At 57.2% G+C, this 25735-nt stretch carries 27 protein-coding genes and 1 riboswitch; of the genes, 10 read left to right on the top strand and 17 right to left on the bottom strand.

Features of this window, described 5'->3' with window-relative positions; genetic code table 11:
- Positions 1–34: 34 nt before the first annotated feature.
- Genes DEU53_RS01025 through DEU53_RS01015 form a run of 3 tightly spaced genes read left to right on the top strand, consistent with a single transcriptional unit; the run spans position 35 to position 3011 of the window.
- Positions 35–796: an endonuclease/exonuclease/phosphatase family protein gene (locus DEU53_RS01025; RefSeq protein ID WP_101763169.1), complete on the top strand. Its 762-nt coding sequence runs from the start codon at positions 35–37 to the stop codon at positions 794–796.
- Positions 793–2037 (top strand): cardiolipin synthase ClsB, encoded by a 1245-nt coding sequence (clsB, locus tag DEU53_RS01020; protein ID WP_101763170.1) that lies wholly within the window; start codon positions 793–795, stop codon positions 2035–2037. The genes DEU53_RS01025 and clsB overlap by 4 nt, the downstream gene beginning before the upstream one ends.
- Positions 2037–3011, top strand: a complete 975-nt coding sequence (locus tag DEU53_RS01015; protein ID WP_101763171.1) for a lysylphosphatidylglycerol synthase domain-containing protein — start codon at positions 2037–2039, stop codon at positions 3009–3011. Before clsB ends, DEU53_RS01015 begins: the two co-directional genes overlap by 1 nt.
- A gap of 57 nt (positions 3012–3068) precedes the next feature.
- Here DEU53_RS01015 and DEU53_RS01010 read toward each other — a convergent pair whose 3' ends face one another.
- The 7 genes from DEU53_RS01010 to moaA all read right to left on the bottom strand — a co-directional run bounded on the left by DEU53_RS01010 (position 3069) and on the right by moaA (position 7715).
- The gene (locus DEU53_RS01010; RefSeq protein WP_101763172.1) at positions 3069–3776 is read right to left on the bottom strand and encodes a Bax inhibitor-1/YccA family protein; all 708 of its coding nucleotides are present in this window, start codon (positions 3774–3776) and stop codon (positions 3069–3071) included.
- A gap of 63 nt (positions 3777–3839) precedes the next feature.
- Positions 3840–4934 carry a DUF1615 domain-containing protein gene (locus DEU53_RS01005; protein ID WP_101763173.1) on the bottom strand — a complete coding sequence of 365 codons (1095 nt, stop codon included), beginning with the start codon at positions 4932–4934 and terminating at the stop codon, positions 3840–3842.
- An 80-nt stretch (positions 4935–5014) separates the two neighbouring features.
- Positions 5015–5467 (bottom strand): molybdopterin synthase catalytic subunit MoaE, encoded by a 453-nt coding sequence (gene moaE / locus DEU53_RS01000; RefSeq protein ID WP_110865769.1) that lies wholly within the window; start codon positions 5465–5467, stop codon positions 5015–5017.
- Between the two features lie 2 nt (positions 5468–5469).
- Complete coding sequence (gene moaD, locus DEU53_RS00995) at positions 5470–5715, bottom strand: molybdopterin synthase sulfur carrier subunit (RefSeq protein WP_101763175.1); 246 nt, start codon at positions 5713–5715, stop codon at positions 5470–5472.
- On the bottom strand, positions 5708–6193 hold the full coding sequence (moaC, locus tag DEU53_RS00990; protein WP_110865768.1) for a cyclic pyranopterin monophosphate synthase MoaC: 486 nt from the start codon (positions 6191–6193) through the stop codon (positions 5708–5710). Before moaC ends, moaD begins: the two co-directional genes overlap by 8 nt.
- A gap of 2 nt (positions 6194–6195) precedes the next feature.
- Positions 6196–6711 carry a molybdenum cofactor biosynthesis protein B gene (gene moaB / locus DEU53_RS00985; RefSeq protein ID WP_101763177.1) on the bottom strand — a complete coding sequence of 172 codons (516 nt, stop codon included), beginning with the start codon at positions 6709–6711 and terminating at the stop codon, positions 6196–6198.
- Between the two features lie 17 nt (positions 6712–6728).
- Positions 6729–7715, bottom strand: coding sequence for a GTP 3',8-cyclase MoaA (moaA, locus tag DEU53_RS00980; protein WP_110865767.1), 987 nt, complete (start codon positions 7713–7715; stop codon positions 6729–6731).
- Positions 7705–7840: riboswitch (molybdenum cofactor riboswitch) on the bottom strand. (Overlaps the previous gene by 11 nt.)
- Before the next feature lie 195 nt (positions 7841–8035).
- Here moaA and yvcK point away from each other — a divergent pair.
- A complete protein-coding gene (gene yvcK / locus DEU53_RS00975; protein WP_110865766.1) occupies positions 8036–8938 on the top strand; it encodes a uridine diphosphate-N-acetylglucosamine-binding protein YvcK in 903 nt (300 codons plus the stop codon).
- An 86-nt stretch (positions 8939–9024) separates the two neighbouring features.
- Here yvcK and uvrB read toward each other — a convergent pair whose 3' ends face one another.
- A complete protein-coding gene (gene uvrB, locus DEU53_RS00970) occupies positions 9025–11046 on the bottom strand; it encodes an excinuclease ABC subunit UvrB (protein ID WP_101763180.1) in 2022 nt (673 codons plus the stop codon).
- Between the two features lie 901 nt (positions 11047–11947).
- Here uvrB and DEU53_RS00965 point away from each other — a divergent pair.
- Positions 11948–12664 (top strand): ABC transporter ATP-binding protein, encoded by a 717-nt coding sequence (locus tag DEU53_RS00965; protein WP_110865765.1) that lies wholly within the window; start codon positions 11948–11950, stop codon positions 12662–12664.
- A 39-nt stretch (positions 12665–12703) separates the two neighbouring features.
- Here the strand turns inward: DEU53_RS00965 and bioD are convergent, their stop codons facing one another.
- Genes bioD through bioB form a run of 4 tightly spaced genes read right to left on the bottom strand, consistent with a single transcriptional unit; the run spans position 12704 to position 16294 of the window.
- Positions 12704–13375 (bottom strand): dethiobiotin synthase, encoded by a 672-nt coding sequence (bioD, locus tag DEU53_RS00960; protein WP_110865764.1) that lies wholly within the window; start codon positions 13373–13375, stop codon positions 12704–12706.
- Positions 13372–14127 (bottom strand): malonyl-ACP O-methyltransferase BioC, encoded by a 756-nt coding sequence (gene bioC, locus DEU53_RS00955; protein ID WP_110865763.1) that lies wholly within the window; start codon positions 14125–14127, stop codon positions 13372–13374. The genes bioD and bioC overlap by 4 nt, the downstream gene beginning before the upstream one ends.
- The gene (bioF, locus tag DEU53_RS00950; protein ID WP_110865762.1) at positions 14111–15262 is read right to left on the bottom strand and encodes an 8-amino-7-oxononanoate synthase; all 1152 of its coding nucleotides are present in this window, start codon (positions 15260–15262) and stop codon (positions 14111–14113) included. Before bioF ends, bioC begins: the two co-directional genes overlap by 17 nt.
- Positions 15263–16294: a biotin synthase BioB gene (gene bioB / locus DEU53_RS00945; protein ID WP_110865761.1), complete on the bottom strand. Its 1032-nt coding sequence runs from the start codon at positions 16292–16294 to the stop codon at positions 15263–15265.
- An 88-nt stretch (positions 16295–16382) separates the two neighbouring features.
- Here bioB and bioA point away from each other — a divergent pair, with 88 nt between their 5' ends.
- Complete coding sequence (gene bioA, locus DEU53_RS00940) at positions 16383–17678, top strand: adenosylmethionine--8-amino-7-oxononanoate transaminase (protein ID WP_110865760.1); 1296 nt, start codon at positions 16383–16385, stop codon at positions 17676–17678.
- 30 nt (positions 17679–17708) lie between these two features.
- The gene (locus DEU53_RS00935; RefSeq protein WP_101763187.1) at positions 17709–18185 is read left to right on the top strand and encodes a kinase inhibitor; all 477 of its coding nucleotides are present in this window, start codon (positions 17709–17711) and stop codon (positions 18183–18185) included.
- 60 nt (positions 18186–18245) lie between these two features.
- Here the strand turns inward: DEU53_RS00935 and pgl are convergent, their stop codons facing one another.
- Entirely contained in the window at positions 18246–19241 is a 996-nt protein-coding gene (gene pgl, locus DEU53_RS00930) for a 6-phosphogluconolactonase (protein ID WP_110865759.1), read from the bottom strand.
- A 148-nt stretch (positions 19242–19389) separates the two neighbouring features.
- Here pgl and DEU53_RS00925 point away from each other — a divergent pair, with 148 nt between their 5' ends.
- Entirely contained in the window at positions 19390–20208 is an 819-nt protein-coding gene (locus tag DEU53_RS00925) for a pyridoxal phosphatase (RefSeq protein ID WP_110865758.1), read from the top strand.
- Between the two features lie 62 nt (positions 20209–20270).
- On the opposite strand, the gene modC is transcribed toward DEU53_RS00925, so the two are convergent.
- The 4 genes from modC to DEU53_RS00905 form a co-directional block, all read right to left on the bottom strand.
- Entirely contained in the window at positions 20271–21329 is a 1059-nt protein-coding gene (modC, locus tag DEU53_RS00920; protein WP_110865757.1) for a molybdenum ABC transporter ATP-binding protein ModC, read from the bottom strand.
- Positions 21329–22021: a molybdate ABC transporter permease subunit gene (gene modB / locus DEU53_RS00915; protein WP_110865756.1), complete on the bottom strand. Its 693-nt coding sequence runs from the start codon at positions 22019–22021 to the stop codon at positions 21329–21331. Before modB ends, modC begins: the two co-directional genes overlap by 1 nt.
- The gene (gene modA / locus DEU53_RS00910) at positions 22018–22791 is read right to left on the bottom strand and encodes a molybdate ABC transporter substrate-binding protein (RefSeq protein ID WP_110865755.1); all 774 of its coding nucleotides are present in this window, start codon (positions 22789–22791) and stop codon (positions 22018–22020) included. The genes modB and modA overlap by 4 nt, the downstream gene beginning before the upstream one ends.
- Before the next feature lie 128 nt (positions 22792–22919).
- Positions 22920–23078 (bottom strand): AcrZ family multidrug efflux pump-associated protein, encoded by a 159-nt coding sequence (locus DEU53_RS00905; RefSeq protein WP_007890616.1) that lies wholly within the window; start codon positions 23076–23078, stop codon positions 22920–22922.
- Between the two features lie 118 nt (positions 23079–23196).
- Between DEU53_RS00905 and modE the strand changes: the two genes are divergently transcribed.
- Entirely contained in the window at positions 23197–23979 is a 783-nt protein-coding gene (gene modE, locus DEU53_RS00900) for a molybdenum-dependent transcriptional regulator (protein WP_101763193.1), read from the top strand.
- A 76-nt stretch (positions 23980–24055) separates the two neighbouring features.
- Positions 24056–25528: a molybdate ABC transporter ATP-binding protein ModF gene (modF, locus tag DEU53_RS00895; protein WP_110865754.1), complete on the top strand. Its 1473-nt coding sequence runs from the start codon at positions 24056–24058 to the stop codon at positions 25526–25528.
- Positions 25529–25735: the final 207 nt, after the last annotated feature.

The raw sequence follows: 25735 nt of genomic DNA, 5'->3' as shown, positions 1-25735 counted from the left end.
GTGCTGTTGATGATGAAAAGGAGCGCGTCGAAGTATGCCACAAAATACGCAAGGATTTTCATTTAAAGTCCTGACGATCAATACCCACAAGGGTTTCACCAGCTTTAATCGCCGCTTTATCCTGCCGGAATTGCGTGACGCTGTTCGCGCCACGTCGGCGGATATCGTCTTCCTGCAAGAGGTAATGGGTACCCACGCCATCCATTCGCTGCACATTGAAAACTGGCCGGAAACCTCCCATTACGAATTTCTGGCCGATACCATGTGGAACGATTTTGCCTATGGCCGCAACGCAGTTTATCCCGAGGGACATCACGGGAACGCGATATTGTCACGCTTTCCCATCGTTGAATATGAAAACCGCGATATTTCCGTCGCCGGAAGTGAAAAACGCGGCATGTTGCACTGCCAAATCCGCCTGCCGGATCGGGCGGAACCGCTGCATGTGTTCTGCGTACATCTCGGTCTGAAGGAGAAACATCGCCAGGCGCAGATGAAGATGATGTGCGACTTTATCGATACGCTGCCGCCCGATGCGCCTTTGGTGGTGGCCGGTGATTTTAATGACTGGCAGGTCAGCGCCAATCGCTTTCTCAAACGCGCGGTGGGCTTAGAGGAAGTGTTCAGCATCAAAACCGGCCGCCCTGCCCGCACCTTCCCGGCGCGTTTTCCGCTGTTACGGCTAGATCGTATCTACATCCGCAACGCTACGGTGAGTAAGCCGTGGGCGCTGCCGGTAAAACCCTGGTCTCACCTGTCCGATCATGCGCCGTTAGCGGTGGAGATTTTCCTATGAGTTTCAATTGGCGCGACGGTAATCAGCTCCGTCTGTTAGAAAATGGTGACCAGTTTTTCCCGCGCGTATCAGGCGCGATCCAACGCGCCGAGCGCACGCTGCTGCTGGAAACCTTCATCCTGTTTGAGGACGAAGTCGGCAACGATCTGCACGAACAGCTGCTCAAGGCGGCGCGGCGCGGGGTCAAAGTCGAGGTGATGGTCGATGGCTACGGCTCGCCAGATCTCTCCGACCGATTTGTGGATAGCCTGACGGCCGCGGGCGTGCGCTTTATCTATTACGATCCGCGTCCGCTGGTGCTCGGCATGCGCACCAATGTGTTTCGTCGCCTGCACCGCAAGATTGTGGTGATCGATGAACAGATCGCCTTTGTCGGCGGCATCAACTTCTCCGCTGAACATAACATCGATTTCGGTGCAGAGGCCAAACAGGATTATGCCGTGGAGGTGAAAGGCCCGGTGGTGCTGGATATTGCCCAATACGTGCAACAACAAATGGGCAGCGAACAGCACACGCGGCGCTGGTGGGGTGCGCGTTCCCATCGCCCGGCGGTCAACGCCATGCCCGGTGAAGCGCAGGTGTTGTTTGTCTACCGCGATAACGACGAACACCGCGACGACATCGAACAGCACTATCTCGCCATGCTGCGCAAGGCCCAGAAGGATGTGATTATTGCCAACGCCTACTTCTTTCCCGGCTATCGTCTGCTGCGTGAGATGCGCAGCGCGGCACAGCGCGGCGTGCGCGTCAGGCTGATTGTGCAGGGCGAGCCCGATATGCCGATCGTCAAAGTCGGTGCCGAGCTGCTGTACAACTACCTGGTCGATGGCGGTGTGGAAGTGTATGAATATTGCCGCCGCCCGCTGCACGGCAAAATAGCGGTACAGGATCAGCAGTGGTCCACCGTCGGCTCCAGCAACCTCGATCCGCTGAGTTTATCTCTCAATCTGGAAGCCAATTTGATGGTGCACGATCGCGCTTTCAACCAGACGCTGCGCGACAATCTGGAACTGCTGATTCAGCAGGACTGCGTGCGCGTGGAGGATGACAAGCTGCCGCCGCGCAACTGGTGGCAGCTCACCAAGGGCGTAATTGTGTTCCACTTTTTACGTCACTTCCCGGCTATTGCCGGATGGTTGCCTGCGCACACGCCACACTTGTCGCAAGTTGCTCCCCCCGTACAACCCGAAATGGAAACTCAGGATCGGGTTGAAGCCGATAATTCAGGAGCAAAATCCTAATGTCGAAAAAGAATCCGCGCTGGCAACTGGCGAAGAAAATCCTCACCTGGCTGTTTTTTATTGCGGTGATTGTGCTGCTGGTGGTGTATGCGCGCAAGGTGAACTGGGAAGACGTCTATACGGTGATCGTCGGCTATAACCGCTATGTGGTGCTAAGCGCTGCTGCACTGGTGGTGGTTAGTTATCTGACCTATGGCTTGTACGACCTGATTGGACGAGCCTACTGCGGCCATAAGCTGGCGAAGCGCCAGGTGATGCTGGTGTCGTTTATCTGTTATGCCTTCAACCTGACGCTCAGCACCTGGGTTGGCGGCGTGGCGATGCGCTATCGGCTCTACTCAAGACTCGGTTTGCCGGGCAATACCATTACGCGCATTTTCTCGCTGAGCATCGCCACCAACTGGCTAGGCTATATTCTGCTGGCCGGCGTGGTGTTTGCGGCGGGCATGGTGCCGATTCCCTCCGGTTGGTTCATTGGTGAAACCACGCTGCGCATCATTGGCGCGGTGCTGCTAGTGATGGTGGCGGTCTACTTGTGGGCTTGCGCCTTCGCGAAGAAGCGCCGCTGGACGGTTAAAGGCCAGCATCTGCAGCTGCCTTCGCTGCGCATGGCGCTGTTCCAGTTTGCGGTCTCCTGCGCCAACTGGATGGTGATGGGCATGATTATCTGGCTACTGCTGGCGCGTCAGGTGGATTATCCGATTGTGTTAGGCGTGTTGCTGATCAGCAGTATCGCCGGTGTGATTATTCACATCCCGGCCGGGATTGGCGTGCTGGAAGCGGTATTTTTGGCGCTGCTCAGTGGGCAACACGCCTCGCACGGCACCATTATTGCAGCGCTGCTGGCTTATCGCGTGCTCTATTTTATTCTGCCGCTGTTGGTGGCGCTGGTGCTCTATTTGTGGCTGGAGAGCCGCGCGAAGCATTTACGGCAGAAGAATGAGCAGAAGATGGAGAAATCGGTATCGCGGTGAGTTTGTGCGGTATTCCCCTCTCCCGCAGGCGGGAAAGGGGACAGTTTGGTGCGTGGTTTAGCGGCGGTTGCCGAAGATGCGCAGCAGCATCAGGAACAGGTTGATGAAGTCGAGATACAGCGTTAACGCACCCATGATTGAGGCGCGACGCAGGTTCTCTTTGTCATTGACGTTGATATTCTCGCCAATCGCCTTCAGCCTCTGCGTGTCATAGGCGGTTAAGCCAACAAACACCACCACGCCGATATAGGTAATCGCCCACATCAGCGCCGGACTTTTCAGCCAGAAGTTCACCAGTGACGCCAGCAAAATACCGATCAGCGCCATAAACAGCAGGCTGCCAAAACGGCTCAGGTCGCGCTTAGTGGTGTAACCGTAGAAGCTCATGGCACCGAACATCCCGGCCGTCACGAAGAAGGTGCTGGCGATGGATGAGTAGGTGTAAACGAGGAAAATACTCGCCATGGTTAATCCGGTTAGCGCCGAATAGAGCATAAACAGTGCGGTGGCGACCGCGCCGCTCAGGCGATGCACCATGCCAGACAACACAAACACCAGCGCTAACTGCGCGATGATCAAGCCGAAGAAAGTGATGCGGTTAGCAAACACCAGTTCCATTACTGCAGGTGTGCGGGCAGCAAACCACGAAACAAACGCGGTGAGCAGCAAGCCGCAGGTCATCCAACCATATACCTGCGCCATGTAGGTCTGCAGCGAGGTGGATGCCTGCTGCACAATTGAATCATTACGTGGATATCGATCCATGAAGCGCCTCATTAGCGGTTACGTTAACAAACTCTGTAAGTGTGGAGTGTACACCCGTTTGCGTCAACGGCGCGTCAAGCACTGTTGATAGCGGCCATTTACGCGCTGAGCAAACCACGCGGTAGTGAGATTGCGGGTGATTTTCGGGCTCTCCAGCTTGATGCCCGGCAGCATTTCGCGCGGCAGACGTTTTCCGGCCATCTTATCGGCGAGGATAAAGGTCTGCTTCCACAGCGTGCTGTTAGCAAAATCTTCGCTGTCGCCCTTCTCCAGATCGCGGCGGATTTCGCGATTGCTCATATCCAGCTGCTTGCTCAGGCTGCGCACCGCCAGTTCGGTGGAACCGGCCTGATCGCTGCCATAGACGATCAGGTCGCCATCCAGTGCCAGCTTGATGCCGCTGGCGCGCGCAATGGCCGCCTGAAATGCGGCGTTGCGGCTGGCGTACCAACCGGCGTTGAAGTCGGCAAAGCGATACAGCGGCTGGCTGTAATCGGCCGGGTAGCCAAGCAGATGCAGCGTGCCGAAGTAGATACCACCGCGACGGGTGAAGACTTCCCGACGAATCGAGCCGTCAACCGCATACGGATAGCCTTTGGCGTGCGCTTCCGCAAACGCAATGCTGACCTGCATCGGCCCGCCGGTATGAATTGGGTTGAGGTTGCCAAACAGCTTTTGCCCCATCGGCACCATATCAATGAAATCATCAAAAATGGCGCTCAGCTCTTTCTCGCTGCGCACCTTATCCAGACGCGCAGCATAGCTTTCGCCATTTGGTGATTTGATCAGCAGAGCGGTGCGCACCAGAAATGCCGGCACATGCACTTTGGCGGCGCGGCGATCAATCTCGCCCCAGGCGATTTTCGGTAAGCCCGGCACCACCGCATCGGCGCTGAAGTTAGACTCCTGATCGGTAACGGCAATCACCGCGCAGAGGTTGCTGACGCTGGCATCAATTTGCTGCACGCGGAACGCGGTATAGATGTCGTCGGCCCAGGCGGATTTCTGCTTCACGTCGCTGGGCAACAACTGCTGGATTTGGCTTTTCACATCAGCGGGCTGACGCGCGGGCGCCTGCGGCTCTTTTTTCGTGCTACAACCGGCCAGCACCAGCGCAGCCAGCAAAGCTGCGCCTTTCATCATCTTGCTCGTGTTCATCCTGCTCCCTGACGCCAACAAAAACCGTACCTTAACGTTTTCAGTGGCCTGCCGCTATCGGAGCGGGAGGATTTTGCGCGCTAGCTCCAGCGTTCAGCGGCCTGATGATCGCTATCTCGGGCATCAACCCAGCGGTCGCCTGCGGCGGTGGCTTCACGCTTCCAGAACGGCGCGCGGGTTTTCAGGTAATCCATGATGAACTCGGTGGCGGCGAATGCGCTGCCGCGATGCGCGCTGCTGACGCCAACAAACACGATCTCATCGCCGGGAAACAGTTCGCCAACGCGATGGATCACCGTAACCTGCTGCAGCGCCCAGCGCTGACGCGCGTCTTCTACGATCTCCCCCAGCGCTTTTTCCGTCATGCCGGGATAGTGCTCCAGCGTCAAGGCCGCCACGCTGGCACCGAGATTGTGATTGCGCACTTTGCCGGTGAAGGTGACGACCGCGCCATCGCTGTCATGGGTGGCGAGTTTTTCGTACTCTTCGCCGACGTTGAACGGCTCTGAACCCACACGAATCCGCGTTTCCATCATCAGCCTCCAGTGACCGGCGGGAAAAAGGCCACTTCATCACCCGCACGCAGCGGATGACTCATCGGCACCAGCGTTTGATTTACAGCCGCCAGCAGCTTGCCGGATTCCAGCGCCAGCGCCCAGCGATCGCCCTTCTCTGCTAACGCCGCGCGCAGCGTGGCGACATCGGCGTAGTCAGGCTGCAAATCCAGTGAAGCGGTGCCGGTTAATTCCCGCACCTGAGCAAAAAACAGCACCTTAATCATGGCTCACCGCCTTGAAGTCGCCGGATTTGCCGCCGCTTTTAGTCAGCAAACGCAGCTGGTCGATGACGATGTCTTTTTGCACCGCTTTGCACATGTCATAGATGGTGAGCGCTGCAACGGATGCCGCCGTCAACGCTTCCATCTCAACGCCGGTTTTGCCGGTGAGACGACAGAGTGAGGTGACGCGCACGCGATTGTGCTGCGGTTCCGCCAGCAAGGTAACCTCCACTTTGCTCAGCATCAGCGGATGACAGAGCGGAATCAGTTCCCAGGTGCGTTTTGCCGCCTGAATACCGGCGATGCGCGCGGTGGCGAACACGTCACCTTTGTGATGGCTGCCGTCAATAATCATCTGCAGCGTTTCGGCGCTCATCAGCACCAGCGCTTCGGCCTGCGCTTCGCGCACCGTTTCGGTTTTGCCAGAGACATCCACCATGTGGGCTTCGCCAGCGGCATTGATATGAGTTAACGATGACATGCTTACAACTTCTTCAAATGTGAGACGAAATTACACGGACGCGTACGCGCATCCAGCTGATCTTCGATAATGCGCTCCCAGGCGCTGCGGCAGGCGTTGGTCGATCCCGGCACGGCAAAAATCAGCGTCTGATTGGCTAATCCAGCCACCGCGCGTGACTGCAGCGTTGAGCTGCCGATCTCTTCATAGGAGATCATGCGGAACAGCTCGCCAAAGCCTTCGATTTCGCGGTCCAGTAGCGGCAGCAACGCTTCTGGCGTGCTGTTTTTGCTATTGAAACCGGTGCCGCCGTTAACGATCACCACTTGCACATCGTCGCTGGCAATCCAGCGCGATACCGTGGCGCGAATGCGATAGCGGTTATCTGGCACAATCGCGCGATCAACCACCTGATGCCCGGCTTCCGCCAGCGCTTCACGCAGATAATCGCCCGATGTGTCATTGCTGGCATCGCGGCTATCCGAGACGGTCATCACCGCCACATTTAAGGCGACAAATTCGCCGGAAGGTTTACCCATGGCCGTAACTCCTGTGTTTAGCCACCAATAAAGGAGAGATTTTGCGTGATGCCGGTGTTGCCCTGATGCAGGAAATGCGTCTGCTTTTTCTGTCCAAGGCTGTGCGCAATGCGCGCCTGCAACTCATCTTGCTGATCGTCAGAGGCCAGCAGATCGCGCAGCGACACGCCGCCGTCACCAAACAGGCACAGATGCAGATTGCCCAGCGCCGAGACGCGCAGGCGATTGCAGCTGGCACAGAAATCTTTCTCGTACGGCATGATCAGGCCGACTTCGCCCTGATAATCGGGATGACGGAACACCTGCGCCGGACCGTCGCTGCGGCCGCGCGGCTGGCGTTGCCAGCCTTGCAGGATCAGCTGATCGCGGATCACTTCACCAGAGATGTGATGACGGCGGAACAGATCGCTGCCTTCGCCGGTTTCCATCAGTTCGATAAAGCGGAGTTGAATCGGTCGCAGGCGCAGCCACTCAAGGAAGGTGCTGAGGCTGTGGCTGTTCACATCGCGCATCAGCACGCTGTTGACTTTCACTTTCTCGAAACCGGCATCAAAGGCGGCGTCGATTCCCGCCATCACCTCGGCAAATTTGTCCTGGCCGGTAATGGCGTGAAACTGGCGTGCGTCGAGGCTATCGACGCTGACGTTGATATGGGTGAGACCGGCAGCGCGCCAGGCATGTACGTCACGCGCCATGCGATAACCGTTGGTGGTCATCGCGATCTGGCGAATGGCGGCGTTTTCACGCACTGCAGCGATGATGTCGGTGAAATCACGCCGCATGGAGGGTTCGCCGCCCGTCAGGCGCACTTTTTCCGTGCCCGCCGCCGCAAAGGCACGCGTCACGCGACGAATCTCATCCAGCGAGAGAAAACTTTTATTGTGCGTACCGTTCGGCTTATAGCCGTTCGGCAAACAGTAGGTACAACGGAAGTTACACACATCCGTGACCGACAGGCGCAGATAGTAAAAGCTGCGCGCATAGGCATCTGTAAATTGTGGCACCTGAACACCTTTCCAAAGTCGGGAGATGCAGTCATTTCTTTCTGCACCCTGGCAGCTCAAGGCTGCGGCCTGCCTTCCATATCTATAACGACTTAGGAAACCAGGCTTGGGAGTTTGTTGTCATTATGGACAACACGGTTAAAACGAATGGTAGCGCGATTAACGGTTAGCATCCATGAGTGATTTTCGCTATATATCTTGATGCATAACGTTTTTTCACCGCATTTTCGCGACAGGATACGGTAAAATGCACCACAGATATTGATGCACATCAGTTCAACTACGCCTCAACGCGAGGACGTCAGTGACAAAGGAGAAACATGAATCGAACCCTGGCAGATTTGGATCGCGTAGTGGCATTAGGTGGCGGACACGGTTTGGGCCGCGTGATGTCGGCGCTGGCACCGTTAGGTTCGCGCCTGACCGGCATCGTCACCACCACCGACAACGGCGGATCCACCGGCCGCATTCGCCGCTCGGAAGGCGGCATTGCGTGGGGCGATATGCGTAACTGCATCAATCAGTTGATCACCGAACCGAGCGTCGCCACCGCGATGTTTGAGTATCGCTTCACCGGTAATGGCGAGCTGGCCGGACACAACCTCGGCAACCTAATGCTGAAGGCGCTTGATCATCTCAGCGTGCGCCCGCTGGAAGCCATCAACATCATCCGCAATCTGCTCAAGGTCGATGCGTTTCTGATCCCGATGTCGGAACAGCCGGTCGATCTGGTGGCGCAGGATGGCGAAGGCAATATGGTGTACGGCGAAACGGCAATTGATGAGATGAAGCAGCCGCCCCAAGAGTTGATGTTACATCCGAATGTGTTGCCAACCCGTGAAGCCATCGAGGCGATTGGCGAAGCGGATTTGATTCTGATTGGCCCCGGCAGCTTCTACACCAGCCTGATGCCGATTCTGCTGATGGAAGAGATGGCGCGCGCGCTGCGCCGTACGCCTGCCACCATGGTGTTTATCGGCAATCTGGGCCGCGAACTGAGCCCAGCGGCAGCTAGCCTGAATGTGGCCGACAAGTTGGCGATCATGGAGAAAGCGATTGGCAAGCGGGTGATTGATGCGGTGGTGGTGAGTCCGGCCGCCGATATTCGCGGCGTGGAAGAGCGTTTAATCATTCGCGAACCGCTGGAGGCCGCCGACATCAAATATCGCCATGACCGCCAGCTGCTGCGCATCGCGCTGGAACACGCGATTCAGGCCGTTTAATTTCCAGGTGCGCATGAATGCGCACCCTACGAAAACCACGCTGGATTCCTGTAGGGTCGTCATTCATGGCGACCTGGATACCACAATCAGGAAGCCGCAATAAACAGCTCGCGCAGTTGATGTAACTGATCGCGCACGCTGGCAGCCTCTTCAAACTCCAGATTCTGCGCGTGCTGCTGCATCTGCCCTTCCAGCTCGTGAATCTTCTTCTGCATCGCCTGCGGCGTAAGCGCCATATAGTTGGCTTCCGCTTCTGCTGCGGTGCGTGAGGCGGTTTTGCCTTTACCACGCGTTTTCACTACGTTTTTGCCGAGCTCAAGAATATCGGTGATCTTCTTGTTGAGCCCTTGCGGCGTAATGCCATTCTCTTCGTTGTATTTCTGCTGCTTCTCACGACGACGCTCGGTTTCGCCCATCGCGCGCTCCATCGACGGCGTGATTTTATCGGCGTAGAGAATCGCCCGGCCATTGATGTTACGCGCGGCGCGACCAATGGTCTGTATCAGCGAACGCTCCGAACGCAGGAAGCCCTCTTTATCGGCATCGAGAATCGCCACCAGCGACACTTCCGGCATATCCAGACCTTCTCGCAGCAAGTTGATGCCAACCAGCACATCAAATTCGCCAAGACGTAAATCGCGGATGATCTCCATACGTTCCACAGTATCGATATCCGAGTGCAGATAGCGCACCTTCTCGCCGTGCTCCACCAGGTATTCGGTAAGATCTTCCGCCATACGCTTGGTCAGCACAGTCACCAGTACGCGCTCGTTAATCTCAACACGCTTGCGGATTTCCGACAGCAAATCGTCAACCTGCGTCGCCACCGGCCGTACTTCCAGAATCGGATCCAGCAGGCCGGTTGGACGCACCAGCTGATCGATCACTTCGCCACCCGATTTTTCCAGCTCGTAATTGCCCGGCGTGGCCGACACGTAAATGGTTTGCGGAGCGGCTGCTTCAAACTCTTCAAACTTCATCGGACGGTTATCCAGCGCCGACGGCAGGCGGAAACCGTACTCCACCAGCGTCTCTTTACGCGCGCGGTCACCACGATACATGCCGCCAATCTGCGGAATGGTGACATGCGATTCGTCAACCACCAGCAAGCCATCCGCCGGTAAATAGTCGAACAAGGTCGGCGGCGGCTCGCCCGGTCCGCGCCCGGAGAGATAGCGCGAGTAGTTTTCGATGCCGGAGCAGTAACCCAACTCGTTCATCATCTCGAGATCGAACTGCGTCCGCTGGGAAATACGCTGCTCTTCCAGCAGCTTATTGTTCTCCAGCAGCACTTTGCGGCGCACCACCAGCTCATCTTTGATCTCTTCCATCGCCTTAAGAATGCGCTCACGCGGCGTCACATAGTGCGTTTTCGGATAGACGGTAAAGCGCGGGATCACCGAATCAATCTGCCCGGTGAGCGGATCAAACAGCGACAGCCGCTCAACTTCTTCATCAAACAGCTCAATACGCAGCGCAATGTCGTCCGATTCCGCCGGGAACACATCAATCACTTCGCCGCGCACGCGGAAGGTGCCGCGCTGGAAGGCCTGATCATTGCGGCTGTACTGCAGCTCCGCCAGACGACGCAAAATGCTGCGCTGATCAATAATCATGCCGCGCGTCAGATGCAGCATCATTTTCAGGTAGAGATCGGGATCGCCCAAACCGTAGATCGCCGAAACCGAGGCCACGACGATGACATCACGGCGCTCCAGCAGCGCTTTGGTCGCCGACAGACGCATCTGCTCAATGTGCTCATTCACCGAGGCATCTTTCTCGATAAAGGTGTCAGAACTCGGCACATAGGCTTCAGGCTGATAGTAATCGTAATATGAGACGAAAAACTCCACCGCGTTATCCGGGAAGAACTCCTTCATCTCACCGTAGAGCTGCGCCGCCAGAGTTTTATTCGGCGCCAGCACCATCGTCGGGCGGTTGAGGTCGGCAATCACATTCGCCACGGTAAAGGTTTTACCTGAGCCGGTCACGCCCAACAGCGTTTGATGCGCGAGTCCATCTTCCAGTCCCTCTTCGAGACGGCGAATCGCCTCAGGTTGATCCCCTGAAGGCTTGAAAGCGGAGTTGAGTTTAAAGACTTTGCTCATGTTTTAGCGGTTCCAGCAGATGAAGTCGGCGGGCAGGCTGCTAATTCTACTCTGCTATGGCGAATTTGCCAGAAAAAAATACTGGACATAATCACAGTAACCTTGCACGATAATGGCACCTGACGGCGATTCTCTTCAGTGCAATTTAAGCGGCAGGCGGCAAGTTGTTGTTGCGCAATGTTATCCCCAGGCGGAGGATGCTTTTAACATTTGTCAATAGAGTGTCATTAAATTGCAGTCCGATGACAAGGCAGATAATTCGCATGCTTGATTTTAACTAACCTGCTGTTTTAATTCACTTTGACTCAAAAGCCCAGTTTCTCATCATAATGTAGGAAGGCCGCGAATTTACTCGCTTCCACACGGTTTTCAGTCGCTAATGCACAAGGTTATCCACAGTAATGGTGGATAAGTGAATCCAGCCCCGAGCCCATCAGCTGTGTATAATTTTCTCCCGCCCATTCTTAAGCGTGAAAAAAAATTTTTTCGCATTTATTTTTCCCGCCGTGCGTGTCGCATTACCCCCCTTTTTCCGGCTTTACCTTCCCGTGCCCGGCGAAAAGTCAGGCGTTAAGGCCATTTATTTCTCCGGTTATTGCCTTACGAACGATCAAATGCACCAGAAACGTTAAGCAGTCAGCACCGTCAAAGTGCAGTCGGTTTATCACCGCTGGCAATTGTTAAGCGTTTCTCAACTTTTAGCCGCTGATTTGGCAGGTTTCCGCCGTAGATGCGCCTGAATTCCTAACCTGGCCTGGGAATTGCAGTGTTAGCACTATGGAGTGACGAGTCCATATCGGCGCTTGCCGACGACAGCGGTGTCCATCAATCGTGCATGACTGTATGCCAGACGACACAGAGCGGGAGCATTCAGGCTAATAATCTGGAAGGAGTATGTCAGATGCTGAGTTTACGTTCGGTGAATCAGTTTTACGGTCAAAATCACATTCTGTGGGATGTCGATCTCGATCTGCCGCCGGGCACCTGTACCGGCGTGCTGGGCAGTCCCGGCATGGGCAAAACCACGTTGGTGAACTGCATTATGGGCCGCCTGCCAATTAACAGTGGCTCAATGACCTGGCAGGAAGATGGCGCGCCGCCGGAAGATTTACTGTTGCAACCGGCCGAACTGCGCGCGCGCACCGGCATTGGTTATGTGCCGCAAGGACGGCATATTTTCTCGCAAATGAGCGTGGAGGATAACCTGCTGATCGCCCTGATGGCGGCACAGGACGATCGTAGCCGTGCCATTCCGGAAATGGTGTTCGACCTGTTCCCGGCACTCTATTCATTGCGCCATCAGCGCAGCGGCGAGTTGCCAATGGAACAGCAACAACATTTGGCCCTGGCGCGTGCACTGGTGCTGCAACCCAAGCTGGTGATTCTGGATGAGCCGACAGAGGGGATGTCGCCGTGGCTGGAAGAGGAGATGGGCAATCTGATTCGTCGGTTAAACCGTGAGTATGGTTTAACCATTTTGCTGCTTGAGCAGCACGTCTCGTTTGTCCGCCGCGTCGCCGATTATTTCCTGCTGCTGCATCGCGGACGCAATGTGGCGCACGGCAAAGTGGCGCAGCTGGATGATTTGACGGTGAATAAGTGGCTGACCGCAAGGTGAAGATGTAGCCAGGTCGCCGTGAATGGCGACCTGGGTTATTTATTGCGGCAACGTCAAATAACGCCCGCACTCGGCCTGCTGCGCCTGGTCGCGTAGGTGCGGAATCTCACCGAGGAACGGCGCATCAATGCGCTGACGCAGCGTATCCATATACTCCTGATGACGTTTGCCGGGCGGCTGAATATCATTGGCAATCCAGCCCGCAAGGCGTAATCCGCGCGCTTTAATCGCTTCGGCGGTGAGCATGGCATGATTGATGCAGCCTAACTTCACACCCACCACCAGAATCACCGGCAGCTGCTCGGCTTCCACCCAATCGGCGTAAGTTTTCGTCTCCGACAGCGGCGTAAACCACCCGCCTGCGCCTTCGACTAACACCCATTCTGCCTGCTGCTCCAGCGCGCGCAAGCCCGCTGACAGCGTGGCAAAGCTAATCGGCCTGCCCTCTTCCGCGCTGATGATATGCGGCGAGGTCGGCTCGACAAACGCCAGCGGGTTCACCTGCTCGTAGCTTAACGACAAGGTGCTGAAGCGCTGCAACGCCAGCGCGTCGCTGTTGCGAATGCCTTGCGGCGTGATTTCGCAGCCGGATGCCACCGGCTTATAGCCTGCGGTGCGTAAACCGGCGGCGCTTGCCGCCTGCAGCAGCGCGCCGCTGGCCACGGTTTTGCCCACTTCGGTATCGGTTCCGGTAATAAACCAGCGTGTCATTTGCTTAAAACTCCATACATCAGGTGATAACTCAGGCGATAACCGGACTCGTCTTGCGGCCAGCGTTGCTCAAGCTGTGCCAGTTGGGAACGCGTTAGCACGCTGGCGCCGCGACCATCGTGCAGGTGCGTGGCCCCAATGCCTTTCAGCGATCGCATAGCGCTGAGCGCGCTGGGAAAATGCAGCGTGATAACCTGCTGCTGCGCAGCGATCGGTAGCGTCGCGGTGGCCGCATGAAACTGGGCAGCGCTGAGGAAACGGTTGGCGTGCCGGCGACCATCCCGCTGCGCCCACGCGTGATGCACTTCGTGCAGCGAACCGTCGAGCAGCGTGGAAAACAGCACCGTGCCGCCCGGCCGCGTGACGCGCAAAAACTGCTGCAGCGCAGTATGCAAGTCGCTGCTCCACTGCACCGCCAGATTGCTCCACACGCCGTCAACGCTGGCGTCCGGCAGCGGCACCGCATCGATATCGCCCAACAGATAGTGCTGCGCCGATTGCTGATCGCGCGCGGTTTGCAGCATGTTGGGCGACAGATCGAGCGCCGTCAGCGTGCGCCCGCGATCGCGCCAGTAGCGGCTATACCAGCCGGTACCGCACCCGGCATCCAGCAGATGCGGACCAAAACCAGCGGGCGCCAGCGCCAGCAGCGCATCGCCGCTCAGCCGCTGTAAGTGCGCGTGCTGCTCGTAATGCGCAGCCGCACGACCAAAAGCCTGCGCCACGGCCTGTTTGTTAACCTGCAGCGTCATACAGCGCCTCCAGCAGACGATCAATGTCATCGGTGTGATGTGCAGCGGTAAGCGTGATGCGTAGCCGCGCGGTGCCCGGCGGCACGGTTGGTGGCCGAATCGCACTGACCCAACAGCCGACCTGCGCCAGCCGCTGCGATAACGCCATAGCCGCGCTGTTTTCGCCAACGATCAGCGGCTGGATGGCGCTCGCAGAATCGACCAGCTGCCACGGCAAATCCGCCGCAGCGGCGCGGAAACGCGCAATGTGGCTGTGCAGTTTTTCGCGCAGCGCATCACCTTGTTGAATCTGCCTCAGTGCCGCCAGCAGCGCATAGCACTGCGCCGGTGGCATCGCGGTGGAGTAGATCAGATGGCGGGAAAACTGCTCGACGTAATCAGCGGTGGCGTCATCGCACAGCAGCGCCGCGCCGCTGACGCCAAACCCTTTGCCGAAGGTAACGATCAGCAGTTCCGGTTTGACCTGCTGCTGCCAGCAGCTGCCGCGCCCTTGCGCGCCGGTCACGCCGATACCATGCGCATCATCCACCAGCAGCCAGCCGTTGCCGCGCCGCGTCTCTGCGGCGATCTGTGTTAGCGGAGCGCTGTCGCCGTCCATGCTGAACACGCCTTCGGTCACCACCAGCGTGCCGCCTTGCGACGGCGTTGCCAGCAGCTTCGCCAGGCTTTCCGGCTGATTGTGGGCAAAACGGCGCAGGCTCGCCGGGCTGTGGCTGGCGGCATCCAGCAGTGAAGCGTGCGCCAGCTTATCGGCGAAGATGCGATCCTGCTTTTCCGCCAGCAGATGGATCACCGCCTGATTGGCGGCAAACCCCGAAATGAACAGCAGCGCGCGCGAATAGCCCAGCCAGTCAGCCAGCTCCGCTTCGAGCTGCGCATGGTGGCGGCTGTAGCCGGTCACATGCCCGGATGCGCCCGCGCCAGCACCCGTCTCGGCCGCGCCCTGCTGCCACGCGGCAATCACCGCCGGATGCTGGCTCAAACCAAGATAGTCGTTGCTGGAGAAGTGACGGTAACGCTGCCCCTCCAGCATAATTTCCCGCACGCTGTTGTGCTCAACGCGACGCCGTAAACGCCAGCCATGCGCGGCGCGCCGCGCCGTCAGCGCCTCGTCGATACGTTGTGACCAGCCCATTTACACCGCCGCGTTGTAGAACTGCGCGGTATCCGCGTGCAGCAGCTGCTCGCTGAGCCGATGCTGCTGCTCATTGTCACCCGCCGTTGTCGCGGTGTGCTCCGGATTCAGGCCCAATTTGCGGAACAGAATCAGATCTTTGTCCTCTTCCGGATTTGGCGTGGTAAGCAGTTTGCAGCCGTAGAAAATCGAGTTAGCGCCGGCCATAAAGCACATCGCCTGCGTTTGCTCGCTCATCTGCTCGCGTCCGGCAGAAAGACGCACATGCGACGAGGGCATCATGATGCGCGCCACCGCGATGGTGCGAATAAAGTCGAAGGGTTCAACATCGTCGTTATCGGCCAGCGGCGTGCCTTTGACCTTTACCAGCATGTTGATTGGTACGCTTTCGGGCGGCGTCGGCAGATTCGCCAGCTGCACCAGCAAGCCCGCACGATCTTTCACTGTTTCACCCAGACCCACAATGCCGCCGGAACACACCTTGATGCCCGCGCCGCGCACTTTATCCAGCGTATCCAGACGTTCCTGATAGCTGCGCGTGGTGATGATGTTGCCGTAAAACTCTGGCGAGGTGTCGAGGTTGTGGTTGTAGAAATCCAGTCCCGCTTCGGCGAGGCGCTGCGCCTGGTCGCCATCCAGCGTGCCAAGCGTCATGCAGGTTTCCATGCCCATCGCTTTCACGCCCTGCACCATCTGCTGAAGGTAAGGCATGTCGCGCTCGTGCGGGTTTTTCCACGCGGCACCCATGCAGAAACGGCTCGATCCCGCCGCTTTGGCTTTGCGCGCCGATTCCAGCACCGCATCCACTTCCATCAGACGTTCCGATTCCAGCCCGGTTTTGTAACGCGCGCTCTGCGGACAGTATTTACAGTCTTCCGGACAGGCGCCGGTTTTGATTGATAGCAGCGTGCTGACCTGCACCTGGCGTGGATCGAAATGTTGACGATGCACTTGCTGCGCTTCAAACATCAACTCAAGGAAAGGTTTATCGAAAAGTGCCTGAGCTTGTGTCAGTGTCCAGCGGTTTGCCATTGCTTACTCCAGAAAAAGGGGGTTCATCCCGACGATTAACGTGGTTATACTTGTAAACTAAATCTTTTTAAAATGGTTTACAACTCACATGTTCACTCAGGATGACCTCAACTTTGACCGTCAGCATATCTGGCATCCCTACACGTCGATGCGCGATCCCCTGCCCTGTTATCCGGTTGTGGCGGCGCACGGCTGCCAGCTGCAGTTGGCCGACGGACGTGAACTGGTGGACGGCATGTCGTCGTGGTGGGCGGCAATCCACGGCTACAACCATCCGCGTCTTAATCAGGCGCTGCAGCAGCAAATGACGCAGATGTCGCATGTGATGTTTGGCGGCATCACCCATCCGGCGGCGGTGGAACTGAGCCGCCAGCTGGTTGCCATGACGCCTGACGCGCTGGAGTGCGTGTTCCTCGCCGATTCGGGTTCGATCGCCGTCGAAGTGTCGATGAAAATGGCGCTGCAATACTGGCTGGGACGCAACCAAACGCGACAGAAATTCCTTACGCTGAAGCGCGGCTATCACGGCGATACTTTTGCCGCGATGTCGGTGTGCGATCCGGAAAATTCGATGCACAGCCTGTGGCGCGGCTATCTGCCGGAACATCTGTTTGCCAACGCGCCGCAGTGCGCTTTCGATGACGCGTGGAACGAGGCCGATTTTGCCAATTTTGCGCAGCTGGCGGAAATCCACCATCGGGAGATTGCGGCGGTGATTCTGGAGCCGATTGTGCAAGGCGCTGGCGGGATGCGTTTCTACCATCCGCGCTATCTGCAGCAGGTGCGCGAGCTGTGCGATCGCTACGGTTTGCTGCTGATTGCCGATGAGATCGCCACCGGATTTGGCCGCAGCGGCAAGCTGTTTGCCTGCGACCATGCGGGCATCACGCCGGACATTCTCTGCCTCGGCAAAGCGCTGACCGGCGGCACCATGACGCTCTCCGCCACGCTGACCACGCGTGAAGTCGCCGACACCATTAGCCGCAGCGCAGCGGGCTGCTTTATGCACGGCCCTACTTTTATGGGCAATCCGCTGGCCTGCGCGGTGGCGGTGGAAAGTCTGAAGATGATCAGTGAAGGCGGCTGGATAACGCAGGTGGCGCACATCCAACAGCAGCTGCGCACCGAGCTGCTGCCGCTGCGCCGTCATCACGCAGTGGCCGATGCGCGCGTACTGGGTGCGATTGGCGTGATCGAAACCCATCAGGCCGTGAACATGGCGGCGCTGCAGCACTTCTTCGTTGAACGCGGCGTGTGGATTCGTCCATTTGGGCGCTTGCTGTACCTGATGCCACCTTATCTGATTTCTGCCGCCGAACTGACGAAACTAACGCAAGCGGTCGGTGCGGCACTGGATGTTGCGGCGCATTTCCACCATGATTGAGGGTTCTGCACAACCATAAAAGGAGCGATCATGCGCGTAGTTAGCCAGGATTTTAACGACGGCGATAAGATGCCAGAGCGACACGTTTTCAATGGCATGGGTTACCAGGGCGACAATCTGTCACCGCATCTGGCGTGGGATGATGTACCGGCAGGCACAAAAAGCTTTGTTGTCACCTGCTACGATCCTGACGCGCCTACCGGTTCCGGCTGGTGGCATTGGGTGGTAGCGAACATTCCGGCTGACGTTACCGTGTTGCCGCAGGGTGCCGGTTCCGGCGTGGCGGACTTGCCGGAGAGCGCCATTCAGACGCGTACCGATTTTGGCCAAACCGGCTACGGCGGCGCAGCGCCACCGCAGGGCGAATCCCATCGCTACATCTTTACGGTGCATGCGCTGGATACGGATAAAATTGACGTGGATGAAGGCGCGAGCGGCGCGATGGTTGGCTTTAATGTGCATTTCCATGCGCTGGCCAGTGCGTCGATTACGGTGAAGTACGCGTAACAGCTCAGAATCGCGCTGTTAGGAAATATGCCTGCCTGTTTGATCAGGCAGGCATTTTATTTATCCCAACGGGTGGATAACCACCCACATTGGGCCTTGTCCTACCGCGTAACGCGCCAGCGGATTAAGCAGGCCGCGTTCCTGAATCTTATACACTTCGATGTGGTGCGATTTCTGTCCCGCCGCTACCAGATATTGACCGCTGTGATCAATATTGAAGCCGCGCGGCTGGGTTTCAGTTGGCTGGTAGCCTTCAATCGCCAGCACCGAGCCATCTTCACTGATGCTGAATACCGTAATGGTGCTGCTGGTACGGTCGCAGGCATAGAGGAAACGGCCATCCGGCGTGATGTGGATGTCCGCCGCCCAGCGCGTGTCGCTGAAATCTTTCGGCATCATATCAAGGCTCTGCACGCGCTCAACCTGGCCGTGCACATTGTTCAGCGCCCAGACATCCACGGTGCTATCCAGCTCGTTCACCACGTAGCCATACGCACCGTTCGGATGGAAGGCCATGTGACGTGGACCGGCACCTTCAACGGTGGTGACCTGCGCTTGTTCACGCGGAGCCAGAGTGCCGTCTGCGTTCAACTGATACAGGCAGATGCGGTCCTGCTTCAGTGCCGGTACAAACAGCGTTTGGTTATTAAGATCGATATTGGCGGAGTGGCAACCGTCTAACCCGCTGAACACCTGAACTGGCGCTTGCGGCAAACCATCGCTGCCAATCGGGCTGATGCTGACGCAGGCATCGTTGTACGAACCGCAGAACAGATAATTGCCCTGACGATCGGTGGAGATGTGGGTTGGGCTGCCCGGCAGCGGTGCTTCACCGGCGAGGCTCAGCGTGCCGTCGGCCGCAATGCGAAACGCCAGCACGCGAAAATTCGGACGCACACCGACATAGAGAAAATCTTTCTTCGGGCTCACCACCATCGGCTGCACCTGGCCGGCAACATCCGTTACCTGCAATAACGTCAGTGCGCCATCTTCCTGCAACTGCCAGGCATGAATCTGCTGGCTCTCGGGACTGGCGGTATACACGACTTGTTTCATGCGTTTTCCTTATTCGCTGCCTGATGAAAGGGATAACTGTAGCGCGTTTCATTTTGTCGCGCTGGATTCATTTGTGCCCTGTTTTTTGTCTCAGGGCTGTTGCCGGGTGTAGACTCAATGCTTTGCCAACTCCCGGACGGAAAGTGTAATGAGCTACCGCGTAATCGCCCTTGACCTCGACGGCACCCTGCTGACCCCGAACAAAACCATCTTGCCTGAATCCATTGAAGCGCTGGCCCGCGCGCAACAGGCGGGCGTGAAAGTGTTGATCGTCACCGGTCGCCACCACTGCGCTATCCACCCTTTTTATCAGGCACTTAAACTGGATACACCCGCAATTTGCTGTAATGGCACCTATTTGTATGATTATACCGCGAAACAGGTGCTGGCCGCCGATCCGCTGGATAAAAGCAAAGCTGCTCGGGTGATTGAGATGCTGGATGAAGAGAACATTCACGGTCTGCTGTATGTCGATGATGCGATGCTGTACCAAACGCCAACCGGCCATGTGACGCGTACGCTTAACTGGGCGCAATCGTTGCCGGAAGCGCAGCGTCCGCTGTTCCTGCAGGTGCCAAACCTGGCGCAGGCGGCGATTGAGGCTGATTCGATCTGGAAATTCGCGCTGTCGCATTCCGACACGCGCGCGCTGCAGCAGTTTGCCGAACGCACCGAAGCCGAACTTGGTCTGGCGTGTGAATGGTCGTGGCACGATCAGGTGGATATCGCCAAAGGCGGCAACAGCAAAGGCAAGCGTCTGGCGCAGTGGGTTGAGAGTCAGGGCTTTAGCATGCAAGACGTGCTAGCGTTTGGCGACAACTACAACGATCTCAGCATGCTGGAACAGGTGGGATTAGGCGTGGCGATGGGCAATGCCGATGACGCCATCAAAGCGCGCGCCAAAAAGGTGATTGGCACCAATCTGGAGCCGGGCATCGCCGAAGTGATCTATCAAGAGGTTCTGTAACCGTAAGATGTAGCGGCGCAATTCATGGCGCGGATTTTTCTCACACCGCGCAATGAATCCATTTACGCTGCTATCGACACGCTCTTGATCTGCGCATACAGCCACTGATCCGGTCGGATGCCCAGCTCATCGCGCGCCCACGGCGAAATGCGCGCCCACAGTTCGCTGATGCCAATGCGCAGCTTCACTTCCACCTGATCGTCAATCTCCAGCAGTTCAACCACCTGCGCCGGCAGTATATTACGGATCGAGGTGTTATGCGGCGGCTGCAATGCCAGCGACACATCGGCTGAGGCAATGCGAATACGCAGCGGCGTTTTCAGCGGCTGATTCACCCGGCTCACCCAAATATGCTGATCGCCAAGCGACAGCGCGGTCATTGGGTAATCAGGATGCTGCTCCAGCACCTGCACGCGCAGCACGCTGGTGCGCTCGGCGAGCGGCAGCCACGGACGCATCGCCGAACTGCTCCACACTTTTTCCAGCGGACCAAAGGCTTTCACCTGGCCGGCATCCAGCACCAGCACGTTATCCGCCAGCTGCAGGATTTCATCGAGGCTGTGCGATACGTAAAGAATGGGAATATCGACCTGCTTCGCCAGCTTTTGCAGATAGGGCATCAGCTCACGTTTGCGCGGCAGATCAAGCGACGCCAGCGGCTCATCCATCAGCAGAATATCGGGCGCCGTCAGCAACGCGCGGCCTATCGCCACGCGCTGTTTTTCACCGCCCGAAAGCGACGCAGGAAAACGCGTCAGCAGCGATTCTAAACCCAGCAGCGCCACCAGCGCGTTGAACTGCGGCTTCATTGAGGCCGCCATGCCGTATTGCAGATTGCCGCGCACGCGATAATGCGGAAACAGCCGCGCGTCCTGAAACACATAGCCGATACGGCGCTTTTCCGGCGGCAAATTCACGCGCGTGGCCGAATCGAACAGCAGGCGACCGTTTAACTCAATACGTCCGCTCTGCGGCTGGGTTAATCCGCCAATCGCATTAATCAACGAGGTTTTGCCCGCACCCGACACGCCGAAAATGGCGGTAATGCCGCTGGCGGGAATATTGACGTTAACGTCGAGCAGGTGATCGCCCAACTGCTGAGAAAGTTGCAGATTGAGCATTATGCCGCTCCCAGCCGTTTACGGCCCCAGCGCGCCAGCATTTCCGATGCCACTAACGACATCAGCGCCAGCGCAATCGCTACCGCACACAAGCGCGCGGCGGTGCCTTCCGCGCCCGGCGTTTCAATCAGGGTAAACATCGCCGACGGAATGGTGCGCGTCTCGCCGGGAATGTTGGAGACAAACGTGATGGTGGCGCCAAATTCACCCAGCGAACGGGCAAAGGCCAGTACCGTGCCGACAATGATGCCCGGCAAGGTGAGCGGAAGCGTGATGGTGAAAAATACGCGCCAGCGCCCGGCACCCAGCGTGCGTGCGGCCAGCTCCAGTTTGGTATCCACCGCTTCCAACGCAAGACGAATTGCACGCACCATCAGCGGAAACGCCATCATCGCCGAAGCGATTACCGCGCCGCGCCAGCTAAAGGCAAAGGTGAAGCCGAACCAGTCATACAGCCATTCGCCAATAAAACCGCGCCGGCCTAAGGCGATCAGCAGCAGATAGCCGACCACCACCGGCGGCAGCACCAGCGGCAGGTGGACGATGCTGTCCAACAGAGTTTTGCCCGGAAAGCGGCAGCGCGCCAGAATCCAGGCCATCAGGATGCCAAACGGCAAGCTGCATATCACAGCTACACAGGACACTTTCAGGCTGAGAAAAACGGCCTGCCATTCGGGATCGCTCAATATCATTTCTTCGGCGTGAATCCATACTGTTTAAACACGGCAGCGGCATCCGGCCCCTGCAAATAGTTGTAGAAGGCTTTCACCGTTGCGTTCTGATGTTCTTTGACAATCACCATCGGATATTCCACTGGCTTGTGGCTATCTTCCGGGAATCGTCCCACGACCTGCACTTTCTGGCTGGCTACCGCGTCCGAACCATACACGATGCCGTACGGCGTTTCGTTACGCTCAACCAATGCCAGCGCGGCGCGCACATTGTTGGCTGGCGCCAGCTGCGGGGATAAAGCGTCCCACGCGCCGAGTTTTTGTAATGCTTCTTTGGCATAAATGCCGGCCGGCACGTGATCCGGATCGCCCACCGCCAGACGCTCGCCTTTCAGCAGACTTCTCCAGTCGGTTTTGCTATCAAGGGTGACCGCTTTAGCCGCGTCGCTTTTCGGTGCAATCAGCACTAAATCATTGCCGAGCAGCGTATAGCGCGTGCTGCTCACCACGCTGTTTTTTGCCACCACATCGTCCATCCACTGCTGATCGGCAGAGATGAACAGATCAGCCGGTGCGCCCTGATCAATCTGGCGCGCCAGCACCGAAGAAGAGGCAAAAGAGGATACCACTTCTACACCGCTTTTCTTCTGGTACTGCGTCGCAATGTCCTGCAGCGCATTGGTCAGCGATGCCGCTGCAAACACGGTGATTTTCTCTGCGGCCGCGGCATGACCGGCCAATGAAACGCTTAAAACGGTTGCAGCAGCCCAACGGTACTTGATGGTTCGCATTTGTTGCTCCTTGTTACGTTATATATTTGATAATACAACGTACGCGCAAATGCGTCATGAGATTTATATCGGCAGGGTTTTACGGAAGTTCAGAAACAAAACGCCCGCAGGAAGCGGGCGTTGAGAAATTAGTGTTGTGAGCTGTTGGCAGGACGATCGTCGCGGCGGCCAAATTTTGAGATGACGTTGAAAACTTCACCCAGGCCGTAAATCAAACCGAGCATAATCGCCATCACAATCGGCACCATGATGATAGCCACAGCCAGGCTTTTTAACAGTTCCAGCATGGAAACCTCACGCAGAAAATAAAAAAGTGATTGTAACGGTTAGCGAAAAAAACGCACTGCCCTTTTCGTGCTTTTACTTTTAAGCAGTAAACTGAGCGGATTAACCTAAGGAGCTGACATGCAGGCAGAACTTTCTCTCCATATTCGTCTTCAGCAAAAGCTGTTTGCCGATCCGCGTCGCATCGAATTACTGAAACGCGTGCAGCAAACCGGCTCCATCAGCCAGGGCGCAAAACTGGCGGGCATCAGTTACAAAAGTGCCTGGGATGCGATCAATGAGATGAATCAGCTGGCCGACAAAACGCTGGTGGATCGCGCCACCGGCGGTAAAGGCGGCGGCGGCGCGCAGCTGACGCGTTATGGCGAGCGGCTGATTCAGCTGTTCCAGTTGATGGAGCAGATCCAACAAAAGGCTTTCGATGTGCTGCAAAACGACAGCTTGCCGCTCGACAGTTTGCTGGCGGCGATTGCGCGTTTCTCGCTGCAAACCAGCGCGCGCAATCAGCTGTTTGGTACGGTGCTGGCCAGCGATCATCAGCAGGTGCAGCAGCACCTTGAGGTGCTGCTCGCCGATGGCGTAACGCGCCTGCAGGTGGCGATCACCGCACGCAGTGCCGAACGCTTGCAGCTCGACAGCGGCAAAGAGGTGCTGGTGCTGATTAAAGCACCGTGGATTCACGTCAGTCACGCCGCCGCCAGCAGCGACAATCAACTGGCTGCGCAGATCAGCGCAATTGAGCCCGGCGATCAGCTTAGCGAAGTATTGATGGCGTTGCCGAGTGGCGAAACGCTGTGCGCGACCGTCACCAATGAGGCGGTGAAACAGCAGAATCTGCAGGTTGGCGCCAGCGTCACCGCCAGTTTTAATGCCGAACACGCCATCATCGCCACACTGCTCTGAAATCCACGCCATGATTTGACTTCGCCTGCATCGCTGGCTAAAACTGGACAACACGATGCATAAAACGGAATAGATCATGTCTTCATTGCAAATTTCGCAAGGCACGTTTCACCTTAGCGACACCCGAGCACTGTCCCTTAACGATTTAACCCTCAACAGCGGCGAAAGCTGGGCATTTGTCGGCGCCAACGGCAGCGGCAAGTCATCGCTGGCGCGCGCCCTTTCCGGCGAGTTGCAGCCCGGTAAAGGCAGCGTGCAGCAGGATTTTCAACGCCGCACGCGCCTGTCGCTGGAGCAGCTACAGAAACTGGTCAGCGATGAGTGGGAACGCAACAACACCGATTTGCTAAGTGAAGGCGAAGACGATACCGGTCGCACCGCCGCACAGATCATTCAGGATGAAGTGCAAGATGCGGCGCGCTGTCAGGCGCTGGCGCAGCAGTTTGGCATCACTTATCTGCTCGATCGTCGCTTCAAATATCTCTCCACCGGCGAGACGCGCAAAACGCTGTTGTGCCAGGCGCTGATGGCGCAGCCGGATCTGCTGATCCTTGATGAACCTTTCGATGGGCTGGATGTGGCGTCACGCGCCAGCCTGGCGCAAACCCTCAACGATCTGCATCAAAGCGGCTATAGCGTGGCGCTGGTGCTCAATCGCTTTGATGATATTCCCGATTTTGTCGGGAAGGTCGGCGTGTTGGCCGAATGCACGTTAACCCACGTGGGCGAACGGCGCGCGATTCTGGCCGAAGCGCTGGTGGCGCAGCTGGCGCATAGCGAGAAGCTTGCTGGTATGGCGCTGCCGGAGGCGGATCAACCCGATCAACTGCCGCAGCTGGCCGAAGATGCGCCGCGCGTGATACTGCGCAACGGCGTGGTGTCGTACAACGACAAAGCGGTGATTGATGGCCTGAACTGGCAGGTTAATCCCGGTGAACACTGGCAGATTGTGGGGCCGAACGGCGCGGGTAAATCCACCCTGCTCAGTTTGGTAACCGGCGATCATCCGCAGGGTTACAGCAACGATTTGACGCTGTTTGGCATCCGACGCGGCAGCGGTGAAACCATCTGGGACATCAAGCAGCACATCGGTTACGTCAGCAGCAGCCTGCACCTCGATTATCGCGTCAGCTGTAATGTGCGCACCGTGGTGCTCTCCGGCTTCTTCGATTCGATTGGTCTGTATCAGGCGGTGTCCGATCGGCAAAAAGCGCTGGCGCGTCAGTGGCTGGCGCTGCTCGGTATGGATAATCAGCTGGCGGATGCGCCGTTCCACAGTTTGTCGTGGGGCCAGCAGCGGCTGGTGCTGATTGCGCGCGCGCTGGTGAAACATCCCACGCTACTCATTCTCGATGAACCGTTGCAAGGGCTTGATCCGATTAACCGCCAGCTAGTGCGCCGCTTTGTTGATGTGCTGATTGGCGAAGGCCGTACGCAACTGCTGTTTGTCTCCCACCACGCCGAAGATGCGCCGCAGTGCATCACCCATCGCCTGAGTTTTGTCGCGCAGGAACAGGGTTACGGTTTCCTGCAAGAGTCGCTGCGTTAAATAGCGGTTGCCATAAGTGGCAATCCTACAAACATCTAACGTGCATAGCGCCATTGCCAAAATAATTCGAGCTGCGGCAAGCAGCAGCAGTTCGGAGTATGAAGGCAATGTAAGCGTTACCATTTCATCGCCTGGTAATTCAACAAACACACGCAACAACCCCACAAAATGAGAATCGTCACCTTGTGTAAACGATACCATTTATCC

Source organism: Pantoea sp. AG1095, from assembly GCF_003208415.1.
Classification (GTDB): Bacteria; Pseudomonadota; Gammaproteobacteria; order Enterobacterales; family Enterobacteriaceae; genus Pantoea; species Pantoea leporis.
This window is presented reverse-complemented; position numbering and strand designations above follow the sequence as displayed.

Coding starts and splice junctions, on each gene's coding strand:
- yvcK (WP_110865766.1), top strand. CDS start 8,036: ATGAATCGAACCCTGGCAGATTTGGATCGCGTAGTGGCATTAGGTGGC.
- modA (WP_110865755.1), bottom strand. CDS start 22,791: ATGCGAACCATCAAGTACCGTTGGGCTGCTGCAACCGTTTTAAGCGTT.
- DEU53_RS00965 (WP_110865765.1), top strand. CDS start 11,948: ATGCTGAGTTTACGTTCGGTGAATCAGTTTTACGGTCAAAATCACATT.
- bioD (WP_110865764.1), bottom strand. CDS start 13,375: ATGACACGCTGGTTTATTACCGGAACCGATACCGAAGTGGGCAAAACC.
- uvrB (WP_101763180.1), bottom strand. CDS start 11,046: ATGAGCAAAGTCTTTAAACTCAACTCCGCTTTCAAGCCTTCAGGGGAT.
- DEU53_RS01005 (WP_101763173.1), bottom strand. CDS start 4,934: ATGAACACGAGCAAGATGATGAAAGGCGCAGCTTTGCTGGCTGCGCTG.
- moaC (WP_110865768.1), bottom strand. CDS start 6,193: ATGTCATCGTTAACTCATATCAATGCCGCTGGCGAAGCCCACATGGTG.
- DEU53_RS01025 (WP_101763169.1), top strand. CDS start 35: ATGCCACAAAATACGCAAGGATTTTCATTTAAAGTCCTGACGATCAAT.
- moaE (WP_110865769.1), bottom strand. CDS start 5,467: ATGGAAACGCGGATTCGTGTGGGTTCAGAGCCGTTCAACGTCGGCGAA.
- DEU53_RS00925 (WP_110865758.1), top strand. CDS start 19,390: ATGAGCTACCGCGTAATCGCCCTTGACCTCGACGGCACCCTGCTGACC.
- modB (WP_110865756.1), bottom strand. CDS start 22,021: ATGATATTGAGCGATCCCGAATGGCAGGCCGTTTTTCTCAGCCTGAAA.
- bioA (WP_110865760.1), top strand. CDS start 16,383: ATGTTCACTCAGGATGACCTCAACTTTGACCGTCAGCATATCTGGCAT.
- DEU53_RS00935 (WP_101763187.1), top strand. CDS start 17,709: ATGCGCGTAGTTAGCCAGGATTTTAACGACGGCGATAAGATGCCAGAG.
- pgl (WP_110865759.1), bottom strand. CDS start 19,241: ATGAAACAAGTCGTGTATACCGCCAGTCCCGAGAGCCAGCAGATTCAT.
- modC (WP_110865757.1), bottom strand. CDS start 21,329: ATGCTCAATCTGCAACTTTCTCAGCAGTTGGGCGATCACCTGCTCGAC.
- DEU53_RS01010 (WP_101763172.1), bottom strand. CDS start 3,776: ATGGATCGATATCCACGTAATGATTCAATTGTGCAGCAGGCATCCACC.
- clsB (WP_101763170.1), top strand. CDS start 793: ATGAGTTTCAATTGGCGCGACGGTAATCAGCTCCGTCTGTTAGAAAAT.
- bioF (WP_110865762.1), bottom strand. CDS start 15,262: ATGGGCTGGTCACAACGTATCGACGAGGCGCTGACGGCGCGGCGCGCC.
- DEU53_RS01015 (WP_101763171.1), top strand. CDS start 2,037: ATGTCGAAAAAGAATCCGCGCTGGCAACTGGCGAAGAAAATCCTCACC.
- moaB (WP_101763177.1), bottom strand. CDS start 6,711: ATGGGTAAACCTTCCGGCGAATTTGTCGCCTTAAATGTGGCGGTGATG.
- modF (WP_110865754.1), top strand. CDS start 24,056: ATGTCTTCATTGCAAATTTCGCAAGGCACGTTTCACCTTAGCGACACC.
- DEU53_RS00905 (WP_007890616.1), bottom strand. CDS start 23,078: ATGCTGGAACTGTTAAAAAGCCTGGCTGTGGCTATCATCATGGTGCCG.
- modE (WP_101763193.1), top strand. CDS start 23,197: ATGCAGGCAGAACTTTCTCTCCATATTCGTCTTCAGCAAAAGCTGTTT.
- moaD (WP_101763175.1), bottom strand. CDS start 5,715: ATGATTAAGGTGCTGTTTTTTGCTCAGGTGCGGGAATTAACCGGCACC.
- bioC (WP_110865763.1), bottom strand. CDS start 14,127: ATGACGCTGCAGGTTAACAAACAGGCCGTGGCGCAGGCTTTTGGTCGT.
- bioB (WP_110865761.1), bottom strand. CDS start 16,294: ATGGCAAACCGCTGGACACTGACACAAGCTCAGGCACTTTTCGATAAA.